The sequence below is a fragment of the Streptomyces sp. NPDC001270 genome (assembly GCF_042896695.1).
Lineage (GTDB): Bacteria > Actinomycetota > Actinomycetes > Streptomycetales > Streptomycetaceae > Streptomyces.
Window position 1 is genome coordinate 1 of the sequence record NZ_JBIAXM010000038.1, and the last position, 25,291, is coordinate 25,291.

19 protein-coding genes, 2 pseudogenes and 2 riboswitches are annotated in these 25,291 nt (G+C 73.2%); of the genes and pseudogenes, 8 read left to right on the forward strand and 13 right to left on the reverse strand.

The window, feature by feature from the left end; genetic code table 11:
- Positions 1-111: 111 nt before the first annotated feature.
- Positions 112-442, forward strand: a pseudogene (locus ACFY2B_RS38780) (ISAzo13 family transposase); the annotation flags it as partial.
- Between the two features lie 221 nt (positions 443-663).
- Here ACFY2B_RS38780 and ACFY2B_RS38785 read toward each other — a convergent pair.
- Positions 664-1,887 (reverse strand): IS110 family transposase, encoded by a 1,224-nt coding sequence (locus ACFY2B_RS38785; protein WP_390767754.1) that lies wholly within the window; start codon positions 1,885-1,887, stop codon positions 664-666.
- Positions 1,888-2,162: 275 nt separating this feature from the next.
- On the opposite strand from ACFY2B_RS38785, the pseudogene ACFY2B_RS38790 reads away from it, so the two are divergent.
- Positions 2,163-2,389 (forward strand): annotated as a pseudogene (locus ACFY2B_RS38790) (ISAzo13 family transposase); the annotation flags it as partial.
- 525 nt (positions 2,390-2,914) lie between these two features.
- On the opposite strand, the gene ACFY2B_RS38795 reads toward ACFY2B_RS38790, so the two are convergent.
- The 9 genes from ACFY2B_RS38795 to ACFY2B_RS38835 all read right to left on the reverse strand — a co-directional run bounded on the left by ACFY2B_RS38795 (position 2,915) and on the right by ACFY2B_RS38835 (position 15,733).
- Positions 2,915-3,130 (reverse strand): hypothetical protein, encoded by a 216-nt coding sequence (locus ACFY2B_RS38795; RefSeq protein ID WP_390767755.1) that lies wholly within the window; start codon positions 3,128-3,130, stop codon positions 2,915-2,917.
- A 284-nt stretch (positions 3,131-3,414) separates the two neighbouring features.
- Positions 3,415-6,765 carry a GH92 family glycosyl hydrolase gene (locus ACFY2B_RS38800; protein ID WP_390767756.1) on the reverse strand — a complete coding sequence of 1,117 codons (3,351 nt, stop codon included), beginning with the start codon at positions 6,763-6,765 and terminating at the stop codon, positions 3,415-3,417.
- Positions 6,766-7,277: 512 nt separating this feature from the next.
- Positions 7,278-7,691: a transglycosylase SLT domain-containing protein gene (locus ACFY2B_RS38805; protein WP_390767757.1), complete on the reverse strand. Its 414-nt coding sequence runs from the start codon at positions 7,689-7,691 to the stop codon at positions 7,278-7,280.
- Between the two features lie 372 nt (positions 7,692-8,063).
- Positions 8,064-8,975, reverse strand: a complete 912-nt coding sequence (locus ACFY2B_RS38810; protein ID WP_390767758.1) for an ECF transporter S component — start codon at positions 8,973-8,975, stop codon at positions 8,064-8,066.
- The gene (locus ACFY2B_RS38815) at positions 8,972-10,864 is read right to left on the reverse strand and encodes an ABC transporter ATP-binding protein (protein ID WP_390767759.1); all 1,893 of its coding nucleotides are present in this window, start codon (positions 10,862-10,864) and stop codon (positions 8,972-8,974) included. The genes ACFY2B_RS38810 and ACFY2B_RS38815 overlap by 4 nt, the downstream gene beginning before the upstream one ends.
- 37 nt (positions 10,865-10,901) lie before the next feature.
- On the reverse strand, positions 10,902-11,972 hold the full coding sequence (locus ACFY2B_RS38820) for a CbiQ family ECF transporter T component (protein WP_390767805.1): 1,071 nt from the start codon (positions 11,970-11,972) through the stop codon (positions 10,902-10,904).
- Between the two features lie 299 nt (positions 11,973-12,271).
- Entirely contained in the window at positions 12,272-12,928 is a 657-nt protein-coding gene (locus ACFY2B_RS38825) for an SCO2322 family protein (protein WP_390767760.1), read from the reverse strand.
- The gene (locus ACFY2B_RS38830) at positions 12,925-14,175 is read right to left on the reverse strand and encodes a prenyltransferase/squalene oxidase repeat-containing protein (protein WP_390767761.1); all 1,251 of its coding nucleotides are present in this window, start codon (positions 14,173-14,175) and stop codon (positions 12,925-12,927) included. The genes ACFY2B_RS38825 and ACFY2B_RS38830 overlap by 4 nt, the downstream gene beginning before the upstream one ends.
- A gap of 126 nt (positions 14,176-14,301) precedes the next feature.
- Positions 14,302-14,433, reverse strand: a riboswitch (cobalamin riboswitch).
- 238 nt (positions 14,434-14,671) lie between these two features.
- Entirely contained in the window at positions 14,672-15,733 is a 1,062-nt protein-coding gene (locus ACFY2B_RS38835; RefSeq protein WP_390767806.1) for an MBL fold metallo-hydrolase, read from the reverse strand.
- Between the two features lie 237 nt (positions 15,734-15,970).
- Between ACFY2B_RS38835 and ACFY2B_RS38840 the strand changes: the two genes are divergently transcribed.
- Both ACFY2B_RS38840 and ACFY2B_RS38845 read left to right on the forward strand, forming a co-directional pair.
- Positions 15,971-17,428 (forward strand): aldehyde dehydrogenase, encoded by a 1,458-nt coding sequence (locus ACFY2B_RS38840; RefSeq protein WP_390767762.1) that lies wholly within the window; start codon positions 15,971-15,973, stop codon positions 17,426-17,428.
- A 3-nt stretch (positions 17,429-17,431) separates the two neighbouring features.
- Positions 17,432-17,665 (forward strand): ferredoxin, encoded by a 234-nt coding sequence (locus ACFY2B_RS38845; RefSeq protein WP_390767763.1) that lies wholly within the window; start codon positions 17,432-17,434, stop codon positions 17,663-17,665.
- A 59-nt stretch (positions 17,666-17,724) separates the two neighbouring features.
- Positions 17,725-17,900, forward strand: a riboswitch (TPP riboswitch).
- 30 nt (positions 17,901-17,930) lie between these two features.
- Here ACFY2B_RS38845 and ACFY2B_RS38850 read toward each other — a convergent pair.
- Complete coding sequence (locus ACFY2B_RS38850; protein ID WP_390767764.1) at positions 17,931-18,590, reverse strand: TetR family transcriptional regulator; 660 nt, start codon at positions 18,588-18,590, stop codon at positions 17,931-17,933.
- Between the two features lie 207 nt (positions 18,591-18,797).
- Here ACFY2B_RS38850 and ACFY2B_RS38855 point away from each other — a divergent pair, with 207 nt between their 5' ends.
- The 4 genes from ACFY2B_RS38855 to ACFY2B_RS38870 all read left to right on the forward strand — a co-directional run bounded on the left by ACFY2B_RS38855 (position 18,798) and on the right by ACFY2B_RS38870 (position 23,288).
- Positions 18,798-20,546 carry a glycosyltransferase gene (locus tag ACFY2B_RS38855; RefSeq protein WP_390767765.1) on the forward strand — a complete coding sequence of 583 codons (1,749 nt, stop codon included), beginning with the start codon at positions 18,798-18,800 and terminating at the stop codon, positions 20,544-20,546.
- The gene (locus tag ACFY2B_RS38860) at positions 20,540-21,310 is read left to right on the forward strand and encodes a class I SAM-dependent methyltransferase (RefSeq protein WP_390767766.1); all 771 of its coding nucleotides are present in this window, start codon (positions 20,540-20,542) and stop codon (positions 21,308-21,310) included. The genes ACFY2B_RS38855 and ACFY2B_RS38860 overlap by 7 nt, the downstream gene beginning before the upstream one ends.
- Positions 21,307-22,377 carry a prenyltransferase gene (locus ACFY2B_RS38865; protein WP_390767767.1) on the forward strand — a complete coding sequence of 357 codons (1,071 nt, stop codon included), beginning with the start codon at positions 21,307-21,309 and terminating at the stop codon, positions 22,375-22,377. Before ACFY2B_RS38860 ends, ACFY2B_RS38865 begins: the two co-directional genes overlap by 4 nt.
- 329 nt (positions 22,378-22,706) lie before the next feature.
- Positions 22,707-23,288: a hypothetical protein gene (locus ACFY2B_RS38870; RefSeq protein ID WP_390767768.1), complete on the forward strand. Its 582-nt coding sequence runs from the start codon at positions 22,707-22,709 to the stop codon at positions 23,286-23,288.
- Here the strand turns inward: ACFY2B_RS38870 and ACFY2B_RS38875 are convergent.
- Entirely contained in the window at positions 23,278-24,288 is a 1,011-nt protein-coding gene (locus ACFY2B_RS38875) for an LLM class F420-dependent oxidoreductase (RefSeq protein ID WP_390767769.1), read from the reverse strand. The two genes, ACFY2B_RS38870 and ACFY2B_RS38875, sit on opposite strands and share 11 nt — an antisense overlap.
- Positions 24,289-24,401: 113 nt before the next feature.
- Positions 24,402-25,250, reverse strand: a complete 849-nt coding sequence (locus tag ACFY2B_RS38880; RefSeq protein WP_390767807.1) for a hypothetical protein — start codon at positions 25,248-25,250, stop codon at positions 24,402-24,404.
- Positions 25,251-25,291: the final 41 nt, after the last annotated feature.

A 25,291-nucleotide genomic window follows, 5' to 3' on the forward strand; every position in this document is an offset into this window, starting at 1 on the left:
CCCAACCCCGACCCCCGCTGCGCCGGCACCGGCATCCTGCCGGTGATCTCCCGCAAGCGCGCCCCGGACACCAAGACTCTGGGCAAGCTCTGTCATGAGCTGCCGTGACGGCTGCTAAAGGCCGCAGAGGCCCGTGTCCTGGGACACGGTGGTGTTCGGGCCGTGGCGTGGGCAGCCTCGACGAGTGAGACCACGGTCCGCAAGGGCGTGTCGAGTTGGAGGCCGGTGAGGAACCTCTGGGGCGGGTGCGGCGGCCGGGCGGGGGACGCAGGAGGGTCGCAGATCTCGATCCGGGGCTGTGGCCGGCACTGCTGCGGCGCTGGTCGAGCCGGACGAGCGCGGTGATCCGATGTCGCCGCTGCGGTGGACCGTGAAGTCGCCCCGCGCGCCGGCGCGGGAGCTTGTCCGGACCGGTCACAAAGTCGGTGCGGACACCGTCGCCGGCCGGGCCGGCCTGCTGGGGGGGGTGCCCCTATCTGTTTCGTCAATCCCGGCAGGGTTGGTTCATGGGGGTTGGTCATGTTTTTCGGGAGCGTCCCGCGAAGCGGGTTGTTCCCGGTGGATCGGGTGCCTGATGGGCATGCCGGTGGCCGGCGGGGCTGTCTGGCCGTGCCGGTGTGCGGGCGTGATGGGGCCTGGGGGGTAGGAGCGGTGGAGCAGTCGTCAGGCGGCGAGGTCGACGTCGTCGGGGGTGCGTGGTTCGTAGAGGGCTCCGGTGCGGATCATCGCGTGGATGACGTTCACACGCTGGCGGGCCAGGCGGAGGATGGCCTGGGTGTGGGTCTTGCCACGTGCGCGCTGACGGTCGTAGTAGGTCCGGGAGGAGGGGTCGGACTTGCAGCCGATCGCGGCGAATGCGGCCTGGAACAGGGCGCGTTTGAGGAGCCGGTTGCCGCGGTGGGGTGCGTGCTCGCCTCGGATGGAGGTTCCCGAGGACTTTGTAGCCGGGGCGAGTCCGGCGTAGGAGGCGAGGTGTCCGGCGGTGGGGAAGGTGGTGCCGTCGCCGATCGCGACGATCACGGCTGCTGTGGTCCTGACACCCAGGCCGGGCAGGGACGTCAGGAGGTGGAAAAGAGGGAGGGCCTCCAGCAGGGCGGCGATCTCCTGCTCGGCCTGGCGTCGTTGGGTGTGGGCGGCGGCGAGCTGGGCGGCGAGCCCGGGCACGATCAGCGCGCTGGCTTCGGTGCCTGGAACCACAAGAGTCTGTTCGGCGAGGGCGTCGAAGATCTCGGCGGTGAGGTGGTGGGCCTTGCGCGAGCCGTGGGCCCTGAGCAGGGCCTCGCAGCGGGCACGGCCGAGTTTCTTCAGCCTGGCCGGGGAACCGTGGCGCTGGAGGAGGGCCTGGATGTAGGGGTAGGCCAGCCGCGGGCCGAGGACGCGTTCGAGGGAGGGGTGGATCTGGGAGAGGAGGCCGCGCAGCCGGTTGGTGGTGCGGTTGATCTCGCCGGCCAGGTCGTTGTCGTAGCCGGTGAGCATGGTCAGCTCGGCGAGAGCCTCGTCGTCGCGGTCGATCGCGCGCAGGGTGTGCGGCACGGTGCGGGCGGTGTCGGCGATCACGAACGCGTCGCGGGCGTCGGTCTTGGCCTCGCCGGGGTAGAGGTCGGCGGCGCGGCGCATCGACAGTCCGGGCAGGTAGGCGATCCGGCAGCCGGATGCCAGGGCGGCGGCGATCGGCAGGGCGCCGATGTTGGCGACCTGGTCGACGACGACCAGTACTGTGCCGAATTTCGCGGCCAGCTTCTCGAACAGCTCCCGCAGCTTCGGCTCGGTGTTGGGCAGCCGCCTGTCGTGGACGGTCTTGCCCTGCCCGGTCAGACCGTGAGCGTGGTGAAACTCCTTGCCCAGGTCAAGGCCGAGGAACAGATCTATGTCGACGGTGTCGACCATGCTCGCGTGCCCCTTCGACGTGCACTCGTGCCCGATCCTGGCCGTCCCTGCGGCACCACACGCCGGCAACCACGTTACGCAGACATTCCGTCCCTGAAGAGGTCCGGCGTTGCGCCGGACCGGGCGGTCGTCAGGCCCCTCATCAGCGGTCAAGCGGTGCCCCGAGACCCGGCGGCAACACCCCCCAGGTCATCCCTTCGACAGGGGGCAGACAGCCATACCGGGCCCGGAGGCCAGGCGCCCCATTGCGGGGCCACGAGAAAGGTAACGGGGGGGAAGGCTTCAGTCTGCAGGCCAACGCCAAGACCACCGAGGGAAGCCAACATCCGGACCGGGATGCCCAGCTTTTCCGCTACCTCGACGAACAGGCCGGCGATCACCGGGACGCCGGCCAGCCGGTGATCAGCGTCGACGCCAAGAAGATGGGCTCGTTGGCGACTTCAAGAACAACGGTTGCCAATGGCGGCCTGCGCCTGATCCCATGCCGGTGAACGTCCACGACTGTGGACGCAGCCCGACCTCGGCCATTCCGCCATGCACCGCGCCCTGCGGTGAATGCGTTCGCGCACAATGTTGGTGGGAACGGCGGGTACGGCCGGTACGCGCATGCCGGGGGGTCGTGGCTGGCCCAGCCTTCCGGGGTGGAGGGACTGTCGCGGGGGATGCAGGAGATGACGATCGCGGCTCCAGTGTCTGCTCAGCTATACGAGGTGGCGTACTCGCCCTGGGGCGACGCCTACGGCGAGGGCGCCGACCGGAGTGCGGCGTACCTGGAGGGGAACACCGCCGCGGGCCACACGTTGGTTCCGCAGGCCACGGAGCACCTGCGGTCTGCGCCGCCCGCCGACTGGAGCGCTGGGACACAAGGGAACGACGAGCCGGTGGCCCGACGGGTGTCGGCGACCCCCCAGGGCGCAGCCAGGGACGGTAAGAAGCCGCTGTCTGTTCGGTCTTGAGCGATGGTGCTTGCTCGAACGCGCGGTCGGGTGGCTCGCTTTGGCCCGACCGCCGCAGACGCCGGTCACGGTCACGCGCCGCCCTTCGGCAGCGCCGCGGCGCTGGACGACGATCCGATGCGCGAGGACAGGGCGCCCTTCACGACGGCGAGGCCGGCCGGGATCGCGGCGACCGCGGCGGCCTTGGCGGCGGACAGATCGATGACGCCGGACGCCAGGAGCAGACCGAGGAACGCCTCCAGGTAGGTGGCGATGGTGCGTTCGGCGAGATCCGTGAGGAGCTTCATGGTTTTCCTCCGGGGAGGCAGGTGTGTGCGCGGGGGCCGGGAGCTTTGCCCTGGGTGGTGGGACCGGGGGCCGCATACGGCGACGAGCCGCTTGACCAGTGCGGTGAAGACCGGGGACGGATGCCCTGCCGAGCGAACTTCCGGTTCTACTTGAAGGATGCCTCGCCGGGGGACGGCTCGAACGTCGGCTTCGGGCCCCTACGACGAAGGCCCGCCCAACCCCGTACGGGGCTGAGCGGGCCTCGGCGTGACCGGGACGGGCGTTGACCGGTCGCGCCGGTCCGTCAGGCGGTGGCCACCGCGAACACGTGCAGGATGCCGCCGTTCGTCGTGGCCGGCAGGGTCACGCTCGCGAGCGTCTTGCCCGCCTGGAGCGCGATCGGCGCGGTGGCGAAGACCTCCGTACCCACCGGGTCCTTGCCGCCGCCCTGCACATCACGGTAAGCGGTGTGCACCGCGATCGTGTTGCCGTACGACGGCGACTGCGAACCGCCGCCGAGCGTCCAGTCACTGAAGCCGAGTTGGGCCTGCTGCGTCGTGCCGTCGGTGTACGTGAGCGTCACCGTGCCGCTCGCCGCGCCCTCCGCCGCGCTGCCCAGGAAGCTCAGCTTCGTGGCACCGGCGGCCGACGGCACCGCGAGCACCTGGTCACCCCCGACGACCTCGATGTTGTCGGGGTCACCGGCGGCGGCGCCCGGCCAGGTGAAGTCGAACCCGCCGGAGGAGACGGTGCCGCCGGGGGTCGCACCGGCCGCGGCGAGCGCGGCGGCCGAGTAGCTCCAGCCCTCACCGTCGAAGTTGGCCTGCGGGTTGGTGTCGTCCTCGGAGATGCCGTTGCTGTTGACGTTCCACAGCATGCTGTTCTTCGCGGCGACGGTCACCGACGCGGACGTCTTCGGCAGCACCGCACCGGACGACGACGCGAGCGTCACCGGGATGGTGTAGAAGCCCTCCTTGGTCCCGGCGGACGCCGAGACGGAAACCTTCGCGCTGACCGAACCACCCGCGGGCACCGTGAAGTCACCCTCGGACGGCGTCACCGTGAGACCGGCCGGCGGGTTCGCCGTCCAGTGGACCTTGGTGTCCTGGTCCTGGAGCGTCTGCACCTTGACACTGGTGCCGACGGCGTCACCACCGGGCTCCGCCTTGAGCTGCGCCGGGGTCACCCCGGTGAAGAACTTCACTCCGCCGCCCGGGAACGACGGCGGGGCGTCGGCCTTGGCGCTGCCCCACGAGGTGTCGGGCTTGGCGCCGAGGGTGTAGTCCAGGGTGCCGCCACGGGTGACGAACGAGGCGGGGACCCACGGCTTGTCGGACTTCTTTCCGTCGGTCCTCAGACCCTGGACGTAGATGTTGTCCGCAGACGCCGCGGGGGCGTTGACCGTGATCGTCTTGTGGTTCCCGGTGTGGATCACGGCGTGCGGGAACAGCGGCGCCGAGAGCACCATGTCGGCGCGGCCCGGAACCTGCGGGTACATGCCGAGCGCCGAGAAGACGTACCAGGACGACATGGTCCCGGCGTCGTCGTTGCCGGGGATACCGCCCGGGGTGTTGGTCCACAGCTGGTCCATCTCCGCGCGGACCGTCTCCTGGGTCTTGTACGGCGTGCCCAGGTAGTTGTACAGGTACGGCGCGTTGATGTCGGGCTCGTTGGTCGGGTCGTAGCGCGTGTCGTCCTTGGCCGAGAAGTCGAAGGCGCCGTCCGGGGTGCGGAAGAACGAGTCGAGCCGGGACACGGCCGCGTCGTTGCCGCCCATCGCGCTCGCGAGGCCCGCCACGTCGGAGTAGACCATCCAGGTGTAGCGGGCGCTGGTGCCCTCGACGAACCCGGCGCCGGTGCCCGGCGTGAACGTACCCGCCCAGGTGCCGTCGGACTTCCGGTCGCGGATGTAGCCGCCCTGCGGGGTGGCATTGGGGTCGAAGACGTTGGTCCAGTTGCCGGACCGGTCGAGGAACGTCTTCTCGTTCGCGCGGTCGCCGACCTGGCCGGAGAGCGCGGACAGTGCGTAGTCGGCCGCCGCGTCCTCCAGCGTCTCGGCGGCACCGCCCCAGCAGTGGCAGCCGTCGGCCGGTACGTAGCCGAGCTTCAGGTACTTGTCCAGGGCCGGGCGCTGGCCCACGCACTCGACGTTGCAGCCCGCGCTGTCGGAGTCGTTCGCCGTCGGCACGGTCGCCGCGGTGACCAGCGACTTCAGGGCGCCCTTGACGTCGAAGTCATGGCCGCCGAAGGCATAGACGGAGGCGACCGCCGGGGCCGACGGGTCGCCGGACATCACGCTCGTCTTGCCGTTCTCCAGCAGCCAGCGGTCCCACTCGCCGTCCCGCTGGTTCGCGTAGTTGAACAGGGACTGCGCGTAGTCGCTGCCCGCCCTCGGGTTCAGCAGCGTCATCAACTGCACCTGGGCGCGGTACTGGTCCCAGCCGGAGAAGGTGCCGTACTGCGCCTGCTGCCCCTTGGCCAGCTTGTGCGGCTTGCGGTCGGCGCCCAGGTAGCGGCCGTCGACGTCGCTGGTGAGGGTCGGCTCCAGCATCGAGTGGTAGAGCGCGGTGTAGAAGGTGGAGCGCTGGTCGTCGCTGCCGCCGCTCACCTCGATCTTGCCCAGCTCCCGCTGCCAGGCCGCCGCCGCCTGGGACTTGACGGAGTCGAAGGACTTGGCCGGCGGGTTCTCCGCGCGGAGGTTGGCCTCCGCGTTCTGCGCGCTGACGTAGGAGATGGCCACCTTCGCCTGCACGCCGGTGGTGCCCGCCGGGAAGGTGACGTACGCGCCCGAGCCCTTGCCGGCCACCGGGTTGCCGGACGAGCTGAAGCCCGTACCGCCCTTCGCGGAGGTGGAGTCCGGCTGGAGGGTCCCGTCCGTCCAGGTGCCCACCTTGGCGAACGGCTTGTCGAAGTGCGCCGTGAAGTACAGCGTGTAGAGGTCCTTGCGGTTGTTCGCGCTCTGCGGACCGCAGAAGTTGCCCGCGCTGACCGAACCGGTCACGGTCCGCTCGGCGGCGTTCACCTGGACGTCGGCCGCGGTGCTGCCGCTCTCCGAGTTGGACGTGCGGAACAGCATGCTGGCGGGCTTGTCCGCGGGGAAGCCGAACTGACCCGTGCCGGTACGCGGGGTGGCCGTCAGGTCGGCGGAGGCGCCGCTGTCCAGCCGCACCTTGTAGGAGCCCGCCGACGCCGTCTCGTTCGCGTGCGAGAAGGTGCCGGCGTACTTGGCGTCGGTGGTGTCGGCCGTGGGGGAGGAGTCGACGTCGCCCACGTACGGCATGATCGGGATGTCGCCGTTGGCCCCGGAGCAGCCGACGCCGTTGAGGTGCGTCAGGCTGAAGCCGCGGATCTTCGTCGCGTTGTACTGGTAACCGCCCGGAGCAGGCGTCGAGACCTGGTTGCCGCGGGAGTTCTGCGGGCTCCAGGCCAGCATGCCGAACGGCTGGACGGCGCCGGGGTAGGTGTTGCCCGCGTTGGCCGAGCCGATCAACGGGTTGACGTAGGAGACCGGATCCTCGACCGCGTCCCGGCCCGCCGCGGCCGAGGCGGGTGTGGCGGTCGCGGCCATCGCCAGGGCCGCGACGGCGGCCGCAGCGACGGAGGCGAGGGCTCGCCGTCTGGGACGAGCCCGGCCCTCCACTTGAGTCTGACGCACCAGTGAGCCTGACACCGCTCCTGCCCTTCGTGTCTGAGGGAAGCTCAGGGCACGCCGATGACGGGCGTGCTCGTTCTCCCACGCGGAAGTGTGCTGACATCGTTGTCAGTTCTCGGTTCTGCTACAGACAACGTTGTCAAGGAACGCGAGGATGCTCCCCCTGTATGCGGGCGGTGTCAAGAGTCGGGGAAGTCGGGGCCGCCGGTGGTGGGGTGGTGGGAGGGTCGCCAAGTGGGGTCCCGCGCCGGTGGTGTGAAGGGGTGTCGGTTGCGTGGGTGGTGTGACGGGTTGTGGTCACGCCGGTGGGTGGCCGCCCGTTCGCGGCCGGAACGGGCGGGGGTGTGGTCGTGCGGTGGCCGCCCGTCCTCGGCGGTTCTCGGCCGGGGTGGGTGTGGTTGTGCGGGTGGCCGCCCGTCCTCGGCCGGGACGGGTGCGGTTGTGTGGGTGGGCGGGCAGCACGGCACCCCCGCCCGGGGTGGGCGGGGGTGCGGTCGCGGAGGGGGCGGTGCTGCTCAGTACCAGCCGTGGGACTGCCAGAACTTCCAGGCCCCGACCGGGCTGCCGTAGCGGGAGTTCATGTAGTTCAGGCCCCACTTGATCTGGGTGGCCGGGTTGGTCTTCCAGTCGGAGCCCGCGGACGACATCTTGGAGCCCGGCAGCGCCTGGACCAGGCCGTAGGCGCCGGAGGACCGGTTGGTGGCGGAGATGTTCCAGCCGCTCTCACGCGAGACGATCTTGTTGAACGCGTCCCACTGCGCGGAGTCCGGGATCATCTTCTTCGCGATCGCCTGAGCGGGAAGGCCCGACGTGGTGGCGGCCTGTGCGGGCGTCGAGGCCAGCGCCATGCTGGTGGTGGCGGCGGCCACGGCGGCGACCACGATGGCCTTCTTGGGGGTGGCGATGCGGCGGATGAGGGAGACGGACACGTAGAACCTCTTGCGTCGGGGACAGGGGTCGCTCCGTACGGCGCGGGCCCGGCCGTTTCCGGCGGTGGGGCGTACGTCGGTGCCGTGACCCGGGAAGGTGCGTCGGCGCCTGGCGACGGACCCAGAGAAGCAGGCCCGGATTGGGTAGGCAATGACCTCTTTTACTAGTTGTGGCCGAATTAGCGGGAATGGCGGGATGTGTGATCCGGCTCGCACCGTGCAGGTCAGTGGGGGTGCGTTGGTGAACAAATCGGACGGATGAGGCTACTATCCGGCTTCGTAAGTGATCCACGTCATGTGGGGTGCCTCACGCGCCGCCCGTGCGGAGCGCACCCGTCGTGTACGGACCGCGTACGGGCGGTCACCCGGAGGTCATCGATCCGGGGCGTCGAAGGTGACCGGGGTCTCGAAGGCGGCCCGCCGGGTGGCCCGGCGCAGCGCGCGCAGCAGCGCCGGGCCGAGGGCGAGGGTCAGTACCACCGTGCAGACGGCCCGGCCCAGGTCCCAGCCCAGCGAGGTCGCCAGGCAGTAGGCGACGAACCGGGCCAGGTTGGCGGGGACCGCGGCCCGCGGGTCGAAGGCGATGTTCGAGGCCAGGGCGCCCATGAAGGGCCAGCCCGCGAGGTTCATGACCGTTCCGTAGGCGAACGCGGCGAGGAAGCCGTAACCGGCGAGCAGGACGAGTTCACCGCGCCCGCGCAGCCGGTCCGGGCCCGGCAGCAGGCCCGCGCCCATGGCGAACCAGCCCATCGCCAGCATCTGGAACGGCATCCACGGCCCCACCCCGCCGGTGAGCAGCGCGGACGCGAACATCGTGAGCGAGCCCAGCACGAAGCCGAAGCCGGGACCGAGGACGCGCCCGCTGAGCACCATCAGGAAGAACATGGGCTCGATCCCGGCCGTGCCCGCGCCGATCGGCCGCAGCGCCGCCCCGGTCGCGGCCAGCACGCCCAGCATGGCCACCGCCTTCGGCCCGAGACCCGACTCGGAGATCGCCGCGGCGACCACCGCGAGCAGCAGCACCAGCAGCCCCGCGAACAGCCATGGCGCGTCCTGTGCGTGGGCGCTGATCCGGGAGGCGGGCGGTGCGAGGAAGGGCCAGCCGAAGGCGACCACGCCGACCGCGCCGACCAGGACGAGCGCGGCGGCGGACCGGGGTCCGAGCCGGACGGCACGGGCCTGGGGGGTCGCCGGAGCCGACGGCGATGGTGATGGCGACGGTGACGGCGACCGGGGCGTGGCGGCGTTCGGCCGTGGTGGCCGGTCCGTGGGGTGGTCGGTCATGTCAGGGCCTCCCGTATCTGGGCGACCGTGAGCCATTCCTGCGGGGCGAGGATCTTGGTGACCTGCGGGGCGAAGGACGGTGAGGAGACCACGATGCCGGCGGTCGGGCCGTCGGCGATCACCTCCCCGTCGGCGAGCAGTACCACCCGGTGCGCCAGCTCGGCGGCCAGCTCCACGTCGTGTGTGGCCAGGACGACGGCGTGCCCCTCTTCGGCGAGTCCGCGCACCAGCGCGACCAGGCGGGCCTTGGCCGCGTAGTCGAGGCCGCGGGTCGGCTCGTCCAGCAGGAGCAGCGGCGGGCGGGCGGCCAGGACCACGGCCAGCGCGAGCGCCAGCCGCTGTCCCTCGGAGAGGTCGCGTGGATGGGTGTCGTCGGTGATGCCCGGCAGCAGTGCGGACACCAGCGCACGGCAGGTTCCCGGTGCGGCGCCCGCGTCCTGGTCGGCGGCGGCGCACTCGGCGCCGACCGTGTCCGCGTACAGCAGGTCGCGCGGCTCCTGCGGGACCAGGCCGACCCGGCGGACCAGTTCACGGGGCGGGGTGCGGTGCGGGACGGCACCGCCGGCCCGGACGCTGCCCGCGGTCGGCGCGACCAGCCCGACCAGGGAGCCGAGCAGCGTGGACTTCCCGGCGCCGTTGCGGCCCATCAGGGCGACGATCTCCCCGGGCCGGACGTCGAGGTCGACCTGCCGCAAGGCGTCGATCCGCCCGCGCCGCACCGCCAGCGCCCGTACCTCGGCGACGGGTACCTCGGCGACGCGTACCGGACCGGTGCCGTCGGCGTCCCGAAGGGGTGCGGGGGACCGTCCGGCCGGCCACGACGGCGCCGCGGCCGGGCGACGGCGCATCAGGGCCCGGCCGACCGAGCGCCGCACCCGACCCGGCGTCCGCGTACGCCCGCCAGTACCCCGGCCGGACCCGGGAGCGGGCGGGCTCACCGAGGCGTCGTCGGCATCAGGGGCAGGGACGGGGGCGGCAGGGGCCGGTGTCGGTGTCGGGCCCGGGGGTGAGTCCGGGCCCGCGTCCGGGCCGGGGCCCGGGTCCGGGGACGGGTGGGAAGGGGAAGGGGTGTGACCGGCGAGGCGGGTGCGCAGGGGGGCCGCCCTGCGGCGGGCGTCCCGTACGGTCAGGGGGAGCGGGCTCCAGTCGGCCAGCCGGCCCAGGTCCACCACCGGCGGGTACACCGGCGAGACGGCCATCACCTCGGCCGGGGCGCCGAGCACGGGCGCGGCGCCCGGCGCGGGCAGCAGCAGCACCTGGTCGGCGTACTGGATCACCCGCTCCAGCCGGTGCTCGGCCAGCAGGACCGTCGTGCCCAGATCGTGGACCAGCCGCTGGAGCACCGCGAGGACCTCCTCCGCGGCGGCCGGGTCCAGCGCCGACGTCGGCTCGTCGAGGACCAGCACCCGGGGGTGCGGGGTGAGCACCGAGCCGATCGCGACCCGCTGCTGCTGGCCGCCGGAGAGGGTGGCGATGGGCCTCTCCCGCAGATCGGCCAGCCCGAGCAGGTCCAGGGTCTCCTCCACCCGCCGTCGCATCACGGCCGGGGCGAGCCCCAACGACTCCATCCCGTAGGCGAGTTCGTCCTCCACCGTGTCCGTCACGAAGTGCGCGAGCGGGTCCTGGCCCACCGTGCCGACGACGTCGGCGAGTTCGCGCGGCTTGTGGGTACGGGTGTCCCGGCCCGCGACCGTGACCCGGCCGCGCAGGGTGCCGCCGGTGAAGTGCGGGACGAGGCCGCCCACCGCGCCCAGCACCGTCGACTTGCCGACGCCGGACCGGCCGACGAGCAGCACCAGCTCACCCTCCGGCACCTCGAAGTCCACGCCTCGGACGGCCGGTTCGACGGCACCGGCGTACGTCACGCTGACGTCCTCGAAGCGGATCACGAGGGCTCCTCGGGGATCACGACGGCTCCTGCGGGGATCACGACGGCTCCTTGGGGACCACCAGGGCGGGCAGCAGCGCGAGGAGTACGGCCGCCGCCGGCCACAGGGGCAGCGCGGGCGCGGTGAGCGGGACGACCCCCGGATCGAGGGCGGCCGGGTCGCGGGCCGCGGCGAGGGCGAGCAGCGCGGCGACGGCGGCACCGGACCCGGCGACCAGCCAGGCGCGGGCGTTCCACGGGTCGGGGCGGTACCGGGTGCGCGGCGAGCGCCGGCCGCCCAGCCGCAGCCCCGCGAGGGCGGCGACGGCCCCGGCGAGCAGCACCGGCAGCCCGTAGCCGCCGCCCGCGGCGGTGAGCAGCCCGTACGTTCCCGCGCAGACGCCGAGCAGACCGCCCAGGGTCAGCCCGGCGGTGGTACGGCGGACGGCGACGGGCACGTCGGCGGTACGGCCGTAACCGCGCGCGTCCATCGAGGCGGCGAGCGCGACGGAATGTTCCAGGGCGCCCTCCAGGACCGGCAGGCCCACCTGGAGCAGCCCCCGCACACCGCGGTCCGGGCGGCCCCGCAGCCGGCGGGCGGCCCGCAGCCGCTGTACGTCGCTGATCAGGTTCGGCGCGAAGGTCAGCGCGACGACCACGGCCACGCCGATCTCGTACAGGGCGCCCGGCAGGGACTTGAGCAGCCGGGCCGGGTTGGCGAGGGCGTTGGCCGCGCCCACGCAGATCAGCAGCGTGGCCAGTTTCAGGCCGTCGTAGAACGCGTAGACCAGCGACTCGGCGGTGACCCGGCCGCCCAGCCGGATGCCCTGCGCCCAGTGCGGGAGCGGGACTTCGGGGAGGGTGAGGAGGACGTGCGTGCCGGGGATGGGGGAGCCGAGGACCACCGCGAAGACCAGGCGGACGACCAGCACGGCGAGCGCGAGCTTGGCGAACGCCGTGTAGGAGCGGGCCCAGGGGGCGGTGCTGCGATGGGTGGCCACCACATAGCCCGCCGCCGCGACGAGCAGCCCGAGCAGCAGTGGATTGCTGGTCCGGCTGGCTGCGACCCCGAGCCCGATCGCCCAGCCCCACCAGGCCCCGGGGTGCACGACCGTCCGGGGCCGCCGCACCGTGCCGCCCGCGCGGGCCGGCCCCTTGGCGGCTGTGGCGCGCCCGTTGCCGCCGCCGTGCGGGGTGCCTGTGCCGTGAGCGTGGCCGGCGCCGCTGACGCCGCCCGCGCGGGGTGCGGGCCCGTGACCGGTGCCGTCGGGCGCGGCCGTGCTGCCGGTGCCGTCCGTCCCGTTCCCGGAGCCCGTCCCGTCGTCGGTGTTCGTCTCGTTCGTCTCGTTCGTCTCGTTCGTCCCGTCCGGACCGGCGTGGGCAGCGGGCGGCGACGGCTCGTGGTCGTGGCCCTCACGCATGGCGGTGCCTACGCATCCCGGCGCCGTCGGGCCTGCCAGAGTGCCGCCGCGCCCAGCAGGACGACCGCCGCCCCACCCGCCCACAGGCCGAGCGACGGCCCGTTGCCGCCGTCCTCGCCCGCCGTCGGCCGCTTCGCGGCGCTCGTCGGCTTGTCGTCCGTGGCCGCCACCTGCTCGCCGCAGCCCTTCTCCGGGTAGCCGGCGATGGCGCACAGCAGGGCGTTGGAGTCGTAGCGCAGCGGTCCGGCGACCGCCGCCAGGGCCTCGGCCGTCGTCGCGTCGGGTGCCAGTACCGCGCAGGCGGTCCGCGCCTTCGGCGGTGTCTCGGCGCCGGGCGCGTCCGCCGCCGTACCGAAGTCGATGACCAGTGCCACCCGCTTGTGGCCCGCCCGCGCGGGCGTGTGCGCGCAGATCTCGGCGAAGCGGGCCGTGCCGCGCGGATACGTCGCGTCGGCGGAGTCCTCGCTCACCGCGAACCGGAAGCCCTGGACGGCGCCGTCGGCGGGTCGGGCCAGCGACGGACCCTCGGTGGCGTACGTCCACCGGTCGCCCGCGCGGTCCCAGAAGGACCAGTAGCGGTAGCCGACGGCCTGCGCCTGGCCCGCGCCGCCCCAGCACAGGAGCGCGGCCAGCAGCAGGAGCACACCGCGGCGCGGCCCGGTCACAGGTGCTGCTGCTTCCTGCGGCCGCTGAGCAGGAAGCCGATGCCGACGCCCGCGACCAGACCGGTGCCGATGATCCACCAGACGCTGGTGCCCGAGCCGCCGTCGTCCTTCCGGTCCGACGGGTCCGAGCCGTCGCCCGATGTCGCCTGCCCGGCCGCCTGCGGTGCCGGGCCGGTCGCGCCCAGCGCCCGCACCAGGTCCGTACCGCCGAAGTCGCGCGGGTCCGTGCCGGTCGCGTGCGCCGCGAAGATCAACTGCGCGTACGCGGCCGGTCCGCTCTGCTTCGCCCAGGCCGCCGCGTTCTTCTCCAGCCAGGCCAGCGGCTTCGCGGCCCGGTCCGGCCCGCCCTGCGCGGCGAGCGCGACCACCGCGTCGGCGGTGTTGCCGTAGTCGGGCTGTTCGGGGGCGCCCGCGAGGGCGGAGGTGAGGTGGCCGTCCTCGGTGACCGCACGGGTGAGGTAGGCGGCGCCATCGGCCGCGGCCTGCTCGGGGGTGGGCTTCCCGGTGGCGGCGCAGCTCGTGCCGGGCGCCCCGCTCGAAGCGTCGCCCGCTCCGGCCGCCTTCGCGGCGAGGCCCGCGCCCAGCACGCCCAGCACGGCCGCCGCGGTGGCGTCCGCGTTGGCCGTCAACGCGCCCTTCTTGTCCGGCTGGTAGGCGAAGGCGCCTGCGTCGTCGCCGGAGCAGGGCAGGGCCAGTGCCAGCAGCGCGTCGTACGGCGACCGGCCGTCCTTGACCACTGCCGCGGGCCGTTCACCGGCCGCCGCGAGCGCGCCGACGACGACGCCCGTGGAGTTCGCGTCGCTCGCGCCGCCCGGCGCGTACCCCCAGCCGCCGTCCTTGTTCTGCACCGACTTCAGCCAGGTCACGGCCTTGCCGACGGCGCTGTCGTGGCCGCCGGTCGCGGTCAGGGCCTGGACGGCGGCGGCCGTGCTGTTGGTGTCGACCGGCACCTTGGCGTCACAGGCCCGCCCCGGATCGGCGCGGAACGCGGCGAACGCCCCGTCCGCGCACTGCTGTCCGGCCAGCCAGTCCACGGCCTTGGCAGCGGGCGTCACGGACACGGTGCGCTGGGCGAGCAGCGCCAGCGACTGGCGCCAGACGCCGTCGAACTTCGGATCAGCGTCGCCGTACAGGCCGGACGGGAGCACCGTCGACGGGGACGGCGAAGGGCTCGCGGCCAGGGCGGGTGACGCGGCGGCGAGCACGCCGACGGCGGCCAGGACCGCTGCGCTGCGGCGGACGTTCATGCTCGGCGGGTGCCTCTCTTCGCGGGTCGGTTCGCGAGGAAGCCGGGCAGCACGGGACACCCCGGGCGGCTCGGCCCCGTAAACCTCGACGGTGCCGTGCGCGGGCGGCTGCCGACGCACCTGAGCCGGTCACGTTCCGTCCGGGGCAGTCCGGCTCACCGGGCCTCGACGGCCGGTTCACGGTTGCGGGTCAGCGCCGGAATTGCACCGGCTTCCCCCCGTACGGGTGTGATGACGACCCAGTCACTCTACCGGCCCACCTCCAGGCCCCCGAGGGGTGGCCGTGACAGAGGGCCGTGCGGTGGGGCGAAGAGGGGTACGGGGTGCGGGAATGCGGTCCGGGAAAACGGCCCGGTCACGTCGTCCGGAAGCGGCCCGGGAATGCGGTCCCGGAATGCGGTCCCGGAATGCGGTCCGGTCGCGCGGTCCGGGGAAGCGATCCCGGCACGCGATCCGGGGAAGTGCCCCCGTCACATGGCCCGGTCAGGCCGTCCGGTCACGCCGTCCGGACGTACCTCAGCGGGTCGGTGCCCGGCACCGGTTCGGCCCGGCCCTGCTTCACCAGGCGGCGCAGATGCGCCTCGGCCTCCGCGACGGCGATGTTCCGGGAGGGGTGCGGGATCTGGGGCCAGGGCCGGTTCCACTCCATCCGCTCGGCCAACTGCCAGGGCGTGAGCGGTTCGACGAGCTGGGTCAGCAGGCCGGCCAGCCGCTCCTCGTGATGCGCGAGCAACTCCGCCACGCGGGCGGATCCGCCGGTGAACGCGTACTGGTGGGCCGGCAGCACCTCGGCGGGGGCCAGGCGGCCGATGCGCTCCAGGGAGTCGAGGTAGTCGCCGAGCGGGTCGATGGCCTCCGCCAGGTTCTCGGCTCCGTTCCGGCCGGTGGTGTTCCCCTGGGTGGAGGGGTCCTCGTACAGGCCGATGTGCGGGGTGATCTTCGGGAGCAGGTGGTCGCCGGAGAACAGCCGGCCGTGTCCCGGCAGCCCGGCGGGGTGCTCCTCCTCCAGGTGCAGACAGACGTGACCGGGCGTGTGCCCCGGCGTCCAGACGGCGCGCAGCCGGCGGCCGGGCAGGTCCAGGAGGTCGCCGGGGACGATCTCGCGGTCCGGGAGGGCGGGCGGACGCCGTTGCAGGGCGCCCGGTGTGCGCAGGACGGCCAGGTGTTCCTCCGGGGCGCCGGTCGCGGTGAGTTTGGCGCGCATGTAGTCGAGCCAGCGCTCGGGGCGGGCCTCGCGGTTGCGCCGTACCACCGCGGTGTCGGCCGCGTGCATCGCCACCCACGCGCCGGACGCCTCGCGCACCTGGCCGGACAGTCCGTGGTGGTCGGGGTGGTGGTGGGTGATGACGACCCCGTGGAGCTCCGCCACCGAGGTGCCGCAGGCCGACAGGCCGGACGTCAGTGTGTCCCACGACGCCGGGTCGTCCCAGCCGGTGTCGACCAGTACCGGGCCCCGGTCGGTGTCCACGACGTACACCAGCGTGTGGCCGAGCGGGTTGTCCGGTATCGGCACCGCCACGGACCGCACACCGCCGCCGTGATCGAACGTCTCCACCATCATGGCCTCCCCGGCCCACTATAACTAGAACCGGTTTCATCGGTTGCCCCGGGCGCCCGCCGATTCCGGAAGCCGGTGGCCGCGCGCCGGGCGCGGTGCGGACGGGGGCCGGTCGAGCCGGTGGTGCGGGCGGGGTTCCGGCCGGGCCGGTGGTGTCCTGCCGTGGACTAGTTCGAGGAGACCTGGTATCCGTTTCTGATACAGCGTCAGAAATCGTGCCGCAGGAGGCAGTCGGCCATGACCGAGCTCGTGGAACACGGACAGCTGTTCATCGGCGGGGAGTTGACCGATCCCCTGGGCGGGGACGTCATCGAGGTGATCTCCCCGCACACCGAAGAGGTCATCGGCCGCGTCCCGCACGCCTCGCCGGCCGATGTGGACCGGGCCGTCGCCGTCGCCCGGACCGCGTTCGACCAGGGCCCCTGGCCGCGGATGAGCCTCGACGAGCGGATCGCGGTCGTCACCCGTATCAAGGACGGCATCGCCGTCCGGCACGAGGAGATCGCCCGGGTGATCTCCTCCGAGAACGGGTCGCCGTACTCGTGGAGCGTCCTCGCGCAGGCGCTCGGCGCGATGATGGTGTGGGACTCGGCGATCACCGTCGCCCGCGGCCACACGTACGAGGAGACCCGCGACGGGGCGCTCGGGAAGATCATGGTGCGGCGCGAGCCGGTCGGGGTGGTCGCCGCCGTGGTCCCCTGGAACGTCCCGCAGTTCGTCGCCGCCGCCAAGCTCGCGCCCGCCCTGCTGGCCGGCTGCACGGTGATCCTCAAGCCGTCCCCCGAGTCACCGCTGGACGCCTACCTCCTCGGCCAGATCGCCCGTGAGGCCGGGCTGCCCGACGGCGTGCTGTCGATCCTGCCCGCCGACCGCGAGGTCAGCGAGTACCTGGTCGGCCACCCCGGCGTCGACAAGGTCTCCTTCACCGGCTCGGTGGCGGCGGGCAAGCGGGTCATGGAGGTGGCCGCGCGCCACCTCACCCGGGTCACCCTGGAACTCGGCGGCAAGTCGGCGGCGGTCGTGCTGCCGGACGCGGACGTCGAGACCGCGGTCGCGGGCATTGTCCCGGCGGCCTGGATGAACAACGGCCAGGCGTGCGTGGCCCAGACCCGCATCCTGCTGCCCCGGTCCCGCTACGACGAGTTCGCGGACGCCTTCGCGCAGGCCGCGAGCGCGCTCACGGTCGGCGACCCGCTGGACGCGGCCACCCAGGTCGGCCCGCTGGTCGCCCGGCGCCAGCAGCAGCGCAACCTCGACTACATCCGCATCGGCCAGGAGGAGGGCGCCAAGATCCTCACCGGTGGCGGCCGTCCTGCGGGCCTGGAGCGCGGTTGGTACGTCGAGCCCACCCTCTTCGGCGACGTCGACAACTCGATGCGGATCGCCCGGGAGGAGATCTTCGGACCGGTCATCTGCCTGCTGCCGTACGGCGACGAGTCCGAGGCGCTGAAGATCGCCAACGACTCCGACTACGGGCTGTCCGGCAGCGTGTGGACGGCCGACGCCGGGCACGGGGTCGAGATCGCCCGGCAGGTACGCACCGGCACCTATTCGGTGAACACCTTCAGCCTGGACATGCTCGGCCCGTTCGGCGGCTACAAGAACTCCGGTCTGGGCCGGGAGTTCGGGCCCGAGGGGTACGACGCGTACCTGGAGCACAAGATGATCCACCTGCCGGCGAGCTGGGAGGCGTAGGCGATGGGCGACCGCTGGCACATCGAGGTCGACCGCTCCGTCTGCATCGGCTCGGCCCAGTGCGTCCACCACGCCCCCGACGGCTTCCGCCTCGACCCAGGGCGCCAGTCCCGGCCCGTCGAGGCGGACACCGACGCGAATGAGCAGGTGCTGGCGGCGGCGGAGAGCTGCCCCGTGGAGGCCATCGTGATCACGCTGGCGGCGGGCGGGGAGCCGGTATTCCCACCCGAAGAGTAAAATCTCCCGTTTAGGGGTTTTATGTCACGCTTCGGGAGTCTTATCCTGGTGATGGCCTACGAGGCGAGTGAGGGAGTTCGACCGGAGTAGCCGACTCGGGCGAGACGCGCAAGCATCCGCCGGGGCCGACGTCGACGGTAGGGCTGAGAGGCCGGAAGGCAGTGGTTGGGCCGGAAGGCGACCTCCAATACCTGATCCGGGCAATACCGGCGAAGGGAACCCGTCTCGTAGGTTTCCGTCTGCTCCGGCCGTCTCCGGCCCGGTGTCACTTCCGCCCCTGGGGAGCCTGCTGCGCCTCCGGGGCCGTCAGGTCGATCAGCCGGCACACCGTCTCGATGTCGATCTTGACCTGGGCGATGGAGGCGCGGCCCGACAGCCAGGTGATCAGGGCCGAGTGCCAGGTGTGCTCGATGACGCGGACCGCGGACAACTGCTCCAGGGTCGGGTTCTCCAGGCCCATCGCGTCCAGCACGAGCGCCGTGGTCTGCCGGGACACCTGGTCGACCTCGGGGCTCACGCTGCGGTCCGCGAAGGTCAGGGCGCGCACCATGGCGTCGGCCAGGTGCGGCTCGCGCTGGAGGGCGCGGAAGGCCCGCATCAGCGTCTCGGCGACCCGCTCGGCCGCCGTCTCGCCCAGCGGGGGCTTGCGGCCCAGCGTGCCGTGCAGGTGCTCCAGCTGGTCCTGCATGGTGGCGACCAGCAGATGCACCTTGGACGGGAAGTACCGGTACAGCGTGCCGAGCGCCACCTGGGAGGACTCGGCCACCTCCCGCATCTGCACCGCGTCGAAGCCGCCCCGGCTGGCCAGCTGCGCGCTCGCGTGCAGGATCCGGCGGCGGCGGGCCTCCTGCCGCTCCGTGAGGGGCGACGAGGCCGGCTGCCTCGATGGGGCGGCGCTGGCGGCCGCCTTGGCTTGCGCTGGCATGGGTCCCGCTCCGTGACGGTCGGTGAAGGCTGGTGATCGCACAGCATGGTAGGGGCGGGCCGTGGCGTGAATCACCCGATCCAGTGCTCACGGCACCCCTACTTGCCGGTAGATTCAGAGCCTCTTGAACGATCAAGTCTGGAACTTGTTCTAGATTAGCGTCCCGGCGTAATCTCGCGGGACAGCGCAGGGAGAGGGGGGCCGGGAGTGACCGCTGAGGCCAGGGGCGCGGGGGCGGAAGACGGTCCCGCAGCCGGTGCGGAGCCCGCCCCGACCGAGCGGGGCCGAGGAGCCGGGGGCGGGGCGGAGGGGCCGTTGCGCATCGCGCTGCTCACCTACAAAGGGAACCCGTTCTGCGGCGGACAGGGCGTCTACGTCCGCCACCTCTCCCGCGAACTGGCCCGCCTCGGCCACCGGGTCGAGGTCATCGGCTCCCAGCCCTACCCCGTCCTCGACGAGGGCCACCCCGGACTCACCCTGACCGAGCTGCCCAGCCTCGACCTCTACCGCCAGCCGGACCCCTTCCGCACCCCCCGGCGGGACGAGTACCGGGACTGGATCGACGCCCTCGAAGTCGGCACGATGTGGACCGGCGGCTTCCCCGAACCGCTCACCTTCTCGCTCCGCGCCCGCCGCCGACTGCGCGCCCGCCGGGGCGAGTTCGACGTCGTGCACGACAACCAGACGCTCGGCTACGGGCTGCTGGGCGACCTCGGCGCCCCCCTGGTCACCACCGTCCACCACCCCATCACCGTGGACCGGCAGGTGGAGCTGGACGCCGCCGACGGATGGCGCCGCCGCGCCTCGGTGCGCCGCTGGTACGGCTTCACCCGCATGCAGAAGCGGGTCGCCCGCCGCCTGCCGTCGATCCTCACCGTCTCCGGCACCTCCCGTCAGGAGATCGTCGACCACCTCGGGGTGCGCGACGACCGCATCCACGTCGTCCACATCGGCGCCGACACCGACCTGTTCGCGCCGGATCCGGCCGTGCCCGTGGTACCGGGCCGGATCGTGACCACGTCCAGCGCCGACGTGCCGCTCAAGGGCCTCGTCTTCCTCGTCGAGGCGCTGGCGAAGGTGCGGACCGAGCACCCCGGCGTGCACCTCGTCGTCGTCGGCAGACGGGCCGAGGCCGGACCGGTCGCCCAGGCCGTCGAGCGGTACGGCCTTGAGGGCGCCGTCGAGTTCGTGAAGGGTGTCACGGACGCCGAACTCGTCGACCTGATCCGCTCCGCCGAGGTGGCCTGCGTGCCCTCGCTGTACGAGGGCTTCTCGCTGCCCGCCGCCGAGGCCATGGCCACCGGCACCCCGCTGCTCGCCACCACCGGCGGTGCGATCCCCGAGGTGGCCGGCCGGGACGGGGAGACCTGCCTGGCCGTACCGCCCGGCGACGCGGGGGCGCTGGCCGCCGGGCTGAACCGGCTCCTCGGCGACCCGGAGCTGCGCACCCGGCTCGGCCGCGCGGGCCGCGAACGGGTCCTGCGCCACTTCACCTGGGCCCGGGCCGCTGAAGGAACGGTTGCCCACTACCGCGAGTCCATCGCCCGCGCCGGCGGCACACCGGCCACCCGGGCGGGTTCGCGGCGCGGTCGCCCGGAGCTTGCACCGTCCGACGGCGGCCCGGCCCGGCCCGCCGAGCGCGCCGGGAGCCCGTCGTCCGGCCGGGGGACGGACCCGTCGCCCGCCCGCGCCGCGACCCCACCCGGGAGCGCGGCCGGATCCCTCCCGGCTGCCGTGGCCGCGGCCCACCCGGCCGCCGAGGCCCCGCCCCGCGCCGAGCCGGCGGACGGGGCCGCCGCGGGTGTCACGGACGGGGGCGCCGGCCCGTCGGCCGGTCGGGCCGGGGCCGAGCCGGGGGCGGCCGGCCGTGCCGTCGTGTCCGGCGCCGCCGTCGTATCCGCTACCACCGCAGGCACCGACGCCGACCCCAACCGTGAAAGCAGGGCCACGTGCTGACCGTCGACTTCACCCGGTTCCCGCTCGCCCCGGGCGACCGCGTCCTGGACCTCGGCTGCGGAGCCGGCCGGCACGCCTTCGAGTGCTACCGGCGGGGCGCGCGGGTCGTGGCGCTGGACCGCAACGGCGAGGAGATCCGCGAGGTCGCCCAGTGGTTCGCGGCCATGCGGGAGGCGGGCGAGGCGCCCGCGGGCGCCACCGCCACGGCGATGGAGGGCGACGCCCTCGCGCTGCCCTTCCCCGACGAGTCCTTCGACGTCGTCATCATCTCCGAGGTGATGGAGCACATCCCTGACGACAAGGGCGTACTCGCCGAGATGACGCGGGTGCTCAAGCCCGGCGGCCGCATCGCGGTCACCGTGCCGCGCTACGGGCCCGAGAAGGTCTGCTGGGCGCTGTCCGACGCCTACCACGAGGTCGAGGGCGGCCACATCCGCATCTACCGCGCCGACGAACTGCTCGCGAAGATCCGCGGCGCGGGCCTCACCCCGTACGGCACCCACCACGCCCACGCCCTGCACTCCCCGTACTGGTGGCTGAAGTGCGCCTTCGGCGTCGACAACGACAAGGCGCTGCCGGTGCAGGCGTACCACAAGCTGCTGGTCTGGGACATCATGAAGAAACCGCTCGCCACCCGGGTCGCGGAACGGGCGCTGAACCCGGTGCTCGGCAAGAGCTTCGTGGCCTACGCGACCAAGCCCCACCTCCCCGGCGTGCCCGGGGTGCCCGAGGACACCGAGGTCACCGAGGCGGCCACCCGGTGACCACGCCCCGGACAGAACACCTCGTCCTGCCCGGGGTCCTCACCGCCGAGCAGGCCGCCGCGACCGTGCGCGGGCTGCTCGCCGTGCAACGGGAGGACGGCGCGATCCCCTGGTTCCGCGGCCACCACCTCGACCCGTGGGACCACACCGAGACCGCCATGGCGCTCGACGCGGCGGGCGAGCACGCGGCGGCGGAGCGCGCGTACGCCTGGCTGGCACGCCACCAGAACGACGACGGCTCCTGGTACGCGGCCTACGCGGACGGAGCGCACGACGACGTCACGGACCGCGGGCGCGAGTCCAACTTCGTGGCGTACATAGCCGTCGGCGTCTGGCACCACTACCTCGCCACCGGCGACGACACCTTCCTCGACCGCATGTGGCCGTCCGTGTACGCGGCGGTGGAGTGGGTGCTGCGGCTGCAACGGCCCGGCGGGCAGATCGGCTGGCGGCGCGCGGACGACGGCACCGCCACCACCGACGCGCTGCTCACCGGCAGTTCCTCCGTCCACCACGCGCTGCGCTGCGCGCTCGCCATCGCCGAGCAGCGCGAGGAGTCCCAACCCGACTGGGAGTTGGCCCTCGGCGCGCTGCGCCACGCGATACGCCGCCACCCGGAGCGGTTCCTCGACAAGAGCCGCTACTCGATGGACTGGTACTACCCGGTCCTCGGCGGCGCGCTGCCGACGGCGGAGGCCCAGTCCCGCATGGCGGAGGGCTGGGACCGTTTCGTCGTGCCCGGCCTCGGTGTCCGCTGTGTGGTGCCCAACCCCTGGGTCACCGGCGGCGAGTCCGCCGAACTCGCGCTGACCCTGTGGGCGATGGGCGAGTCCGACCGCGCCCTGGAGATCCTCCGGTCCATCCAGCACCTGCGCGACACGGCCTCCGGCCTGTACTGGACCGGCTACGTCTTCGACGACGACACCGTCTGGCCCCGCGAACTCACCACCTGGACGGCGGGCTCCCTGCTGCTCGCCGTGGCCGCGCTCGGCGGCCACGAGGCCACCTGCGCGGTGTTCGGCGGCGCCCGCCTGCCGCACGGCCTCGACCCCGACTGCTGCGCGTAGCGCCGCGCGGCCCGGGGCCGCGCGGCGCCCTCGGCCGGCGCCGCCGCTTCCGGCCGCGCGGCACCGGTCCGCCGGTTGCGGCGGTGTCCGGCCGCGGATATGGCGTGGCTCGTCGCCCGGTTCCCCGGGCCCGGCGGGGCTCGGGTTGCGGCCCGTGGAAGGTGAAAATTGAACGGTCATCCCCCGAGTGGCGTAGTCGGCGCCGTGGCGAGACGCTGCCGGAAGAGGTCTTTTCCGGCCGGGGCGGGAGCCGGGGGGAAGGCCGGGGAGGGAGAAGGGGGACGGGGAGGACTCTGTCTGCTCGGGGAGAAGATCCCGGAGGGAATCCCGTGACTGTACCGATGCGGCGCCTCGTCGTCGCGCTCGTCGTGTGCTGCGCCCTGCTGGCCGGCGCCACCGCCTGCGGGAGCAGCAGTACCACCAGCCGGGAGACGCCGGCGGCAGCGGTGCACCTCGCTGCCACGCCCAGTCCCAGCACGTCCGCACAGCGGCAGAAGTTCGCCAAGACCCGGTTCGTGCTGAACGCCGGCCTCGCGGCCGGGGCGACGTACAAGTGGATCGTCAAGCCCGCCAGGGAGGGCAAGTTCAAGAAGGGCGCGAAGCACCGCAGGACCGCTCTGGTCAAGGCCGCGCTCGCGGGCGCCTTCTCGTACAACCGGCTGAAGGCGGCGGTGCGCAACGCCCAGGGCGATCCGGCGCTGGCCAGGGCACTCGCCCCGTTGGAGCGGGGCATCGAGGGGCTCAAGAACCTGCCGGCCAGTCTGCGCAGGGGCGGCAACTCCGGCAACCAGGCGGCCGACTCCTTCAACAGCGTCATCAACCAGGTGAAGGACGCCGGACGGAGTCAGGGCGCCGTCGTGCACAACCAGGTGCCGACGACCGCGCAACTGACCAGCGGCGCTAGGAGTTGAGTTCCGCCAGCACCCGGAGCGTGTGCGGGTCCGGCGCGAGGGCCAGCAGGTCCGTCACCGGGCCCGCGCGCCACGCCGTGAGCCGTTCGGCGATCCGCTCCCGCGGGCCGACCAGCGAGATCTCGTCGGCGAACGCGTCCGGCACGGCCCGTACGGCCTCCTCCCGCCGCCCGGACAGGAACAACTCCTGGATCTTCTGCGCCTCGTCGGCGTATCCCATGCGGGCCATCAGATCGGCGTGGAAGTTGCGGGCCGCGTGCCCCATGCCGCCGATGTAGAAGCCGAGCATGGCCTTGACCGGCAGCAGCCCCTCGGCGACGTCGGCGCAGACCCTGACCTGGGCCATGGGGGCGACGAGGAAGCCCTCGGGCAGGTCGCGGAGGGCGGGGCCGTACACCTCGGGCCGGTTCGGGGCCCAGTACAGCGGCAGCCAGCCGTCCGCGATCCGGGTGGTCTGGGCGACGTTCCTCGGGCCCTCCGCGCCGAGCAGGACCGGGAGGCCGGGCCGGAGCGGGTGGGTGATCGGCTTGAGCGGCTTGCCCAGGCCGGTGGCGTCCGGGCCGCGGTACGGCAGCGGGTGGAAGGCACCGTCCACGGTCACCGGCGCGGCCCGGCGCAGCACCTGCCGTACGACGTCGACGTACTCCCGGGTCGCGGTCAGCGGCGACTTCGGGAACGGGCGGCCGTACCAGCCCTCCACCACCTGCGGCCCGGACAGCCCGAGGCCCAGCAGCATCCGCCCGCCGGAGAGGTGGTCCAGGGTGAGGGCGTGCATCGCGGTGGTGGTGGGGGAGCGGGCCGCCATCTGGGCGACCGCGGTCCCCAGCAGGATCCTTGAGGTGTGCGCCGCGATCCAGGTCAGCGGGGTGAACGCGTCCGAACCCCAGGACTCCGCCGTCCACACCGAGTGGTAGCCGAGCCGCTCGGCCTCCTGGGCCAGCGGCACGTGGTCCGCGGCCGGGCCGCGCCCCCAGTAGCCGAGTGCGAGACCGAGCCGCATCACTGCCTCCTGACGGTCCGTCAGACAATGCGGCGACTGTACGGCACCGGCCCCCCGCCCGGAAGGGCGGGGGGCCGGTGGCCGTCGGGCGTCGGTCGCGGACCGGTGGCGGCTCAGCCGCGCTGGATGCCGGAGGTGTCCTGGAGCACGCCGCGGCGGCCGTCCTGGGTCTGCGCGACGAGCTGTGCCCCGCGCTGCTCGACCGCCAGGTACCAGGTGCCCGGTGCCAGCTCGGCGATCGGGGCGGGCGAGCCGTCCTCGGCGAACAGCGGGCGCGGCACCGGCACGGCGAACCAGAACGGCGAGAACTCCGCCGCGGCCGGGGCCGGCGGCTGGGGCTGCTGCGGAGCCGGCTGCGGCTGGCCGAACGGCTGGGCCTGCTGCTGGCCCGGCTGCGGCTGACCCGGCTGGGGCTGGCCGCCGTACGGCTGCTGCGCGGCACCGGGGTAGCCGTAGCCGCCCTGGGGCTGGGCGCCGTACGGCTGCGGGGCGGCGGGCCTGGGCGCCGGGACCAGCTTGGCCTGGAGGGCGGGCACCAGCGGGGTGGCGATGGCCGCCGCCGCCATGACCAGGGTGGCGACGAGGGCGAGGACCAGACCGGTGCCGGCGCCGGGGCCCTCGGCGGAGCCGCCCAGGTTGTTCGCGGAGCCGGCCGGGTCGATGACGTTGCCGAGCGCGCTCCACGCGGCGAAGACGGTGAGGGCCACGCCGAACGGGCCGAGGTCGAGACCGGCCACCTTGCGGGGCTGCGGCTGGAGCCGGGAGACGACGACGAGCGCGGCGCCGATGATCCCGGCGAGGATGACGCTGAGCAGGACCGGAGCGCTGGACCACAGGCTCGGCAGGTCGATGTTGCTCGGAACCCCGTTGTACGAGTAGTTGTCGAGGAACGACGCGATCAACAGCAACACCGCTGCTCCGATCACCACGCCGTCGCCCCTAGTGAGGGAGCGGATATTCACTTCAGGTCCTTCGTAGGTCTTCTCGTCGTCGGTGGAGGCGT

Coding starts and splice junctions, on each gene's coding strand:
- ACFY2B_RS38785 (WP_390767754.1), bottom strand. CDS start 1,887: ATGGTCGACACCGTCGACATAGATCTGTTCCTCGGCCTTGACCTGGGC.
- ACFY2B_RS38795 (WP_390767755.1), bottom strand. CDS start 3,130: ATGAAGCTCCTCACGGATCTCGCCGAACGCACCATCGCCACCTACCTG.
- ACFY2B_RS38810 (WP_390767758.1), bottom strand. CDS start 8,975: ATGACCGACCACCCCACGGACCGGCCACCACGGCCGAACGCCGCCACG.
- ACFY2B_RS38830 (WP_390767761.1), bottom strand. CDS start 14,175: ATGAACGTCCGCCGCAGCGCAGCGGTCCTGGCCGCCGTCGGCGTGCTC.
- ACFY2B_RS38835 (WP_390767806.1), bottom strand. CDS start 15,733: ATGGTGGAGACGTTCGATCACGGCGGCGGTGTGCGGTCCGTGGCGGTG.
- ACFY2B_RS38840 (WP_390767762.1), top strand. CDS start 15,971: ATGACCGAGCTCGTGGAACACGGACAGCTGTTCATCGGCGGGGAGTTG.
- ACFY2B_RS38845 (WP_390767763.1), top strand. CDS start 17,432: ATGGGCGACCGCTGGCACATCGAGGTCGACCGCTCCGTCTGCATCGGC.
- ACFY2B_RS38850 (WP_390767764.1), bottom strand. CDS start 18,590: ATGCCAGCGCAAGCCAAGGCGGCCGCCAGCGCCGCCCCATCGAGGCAG.
- ACFY2B_RS38875 (WP_390767769.1), bottom strand. CDS start 24,288: ATGCGGCTCGGTCTCGCACTCGGCTACTGGGGGCGCGGCCCGGCCGCG.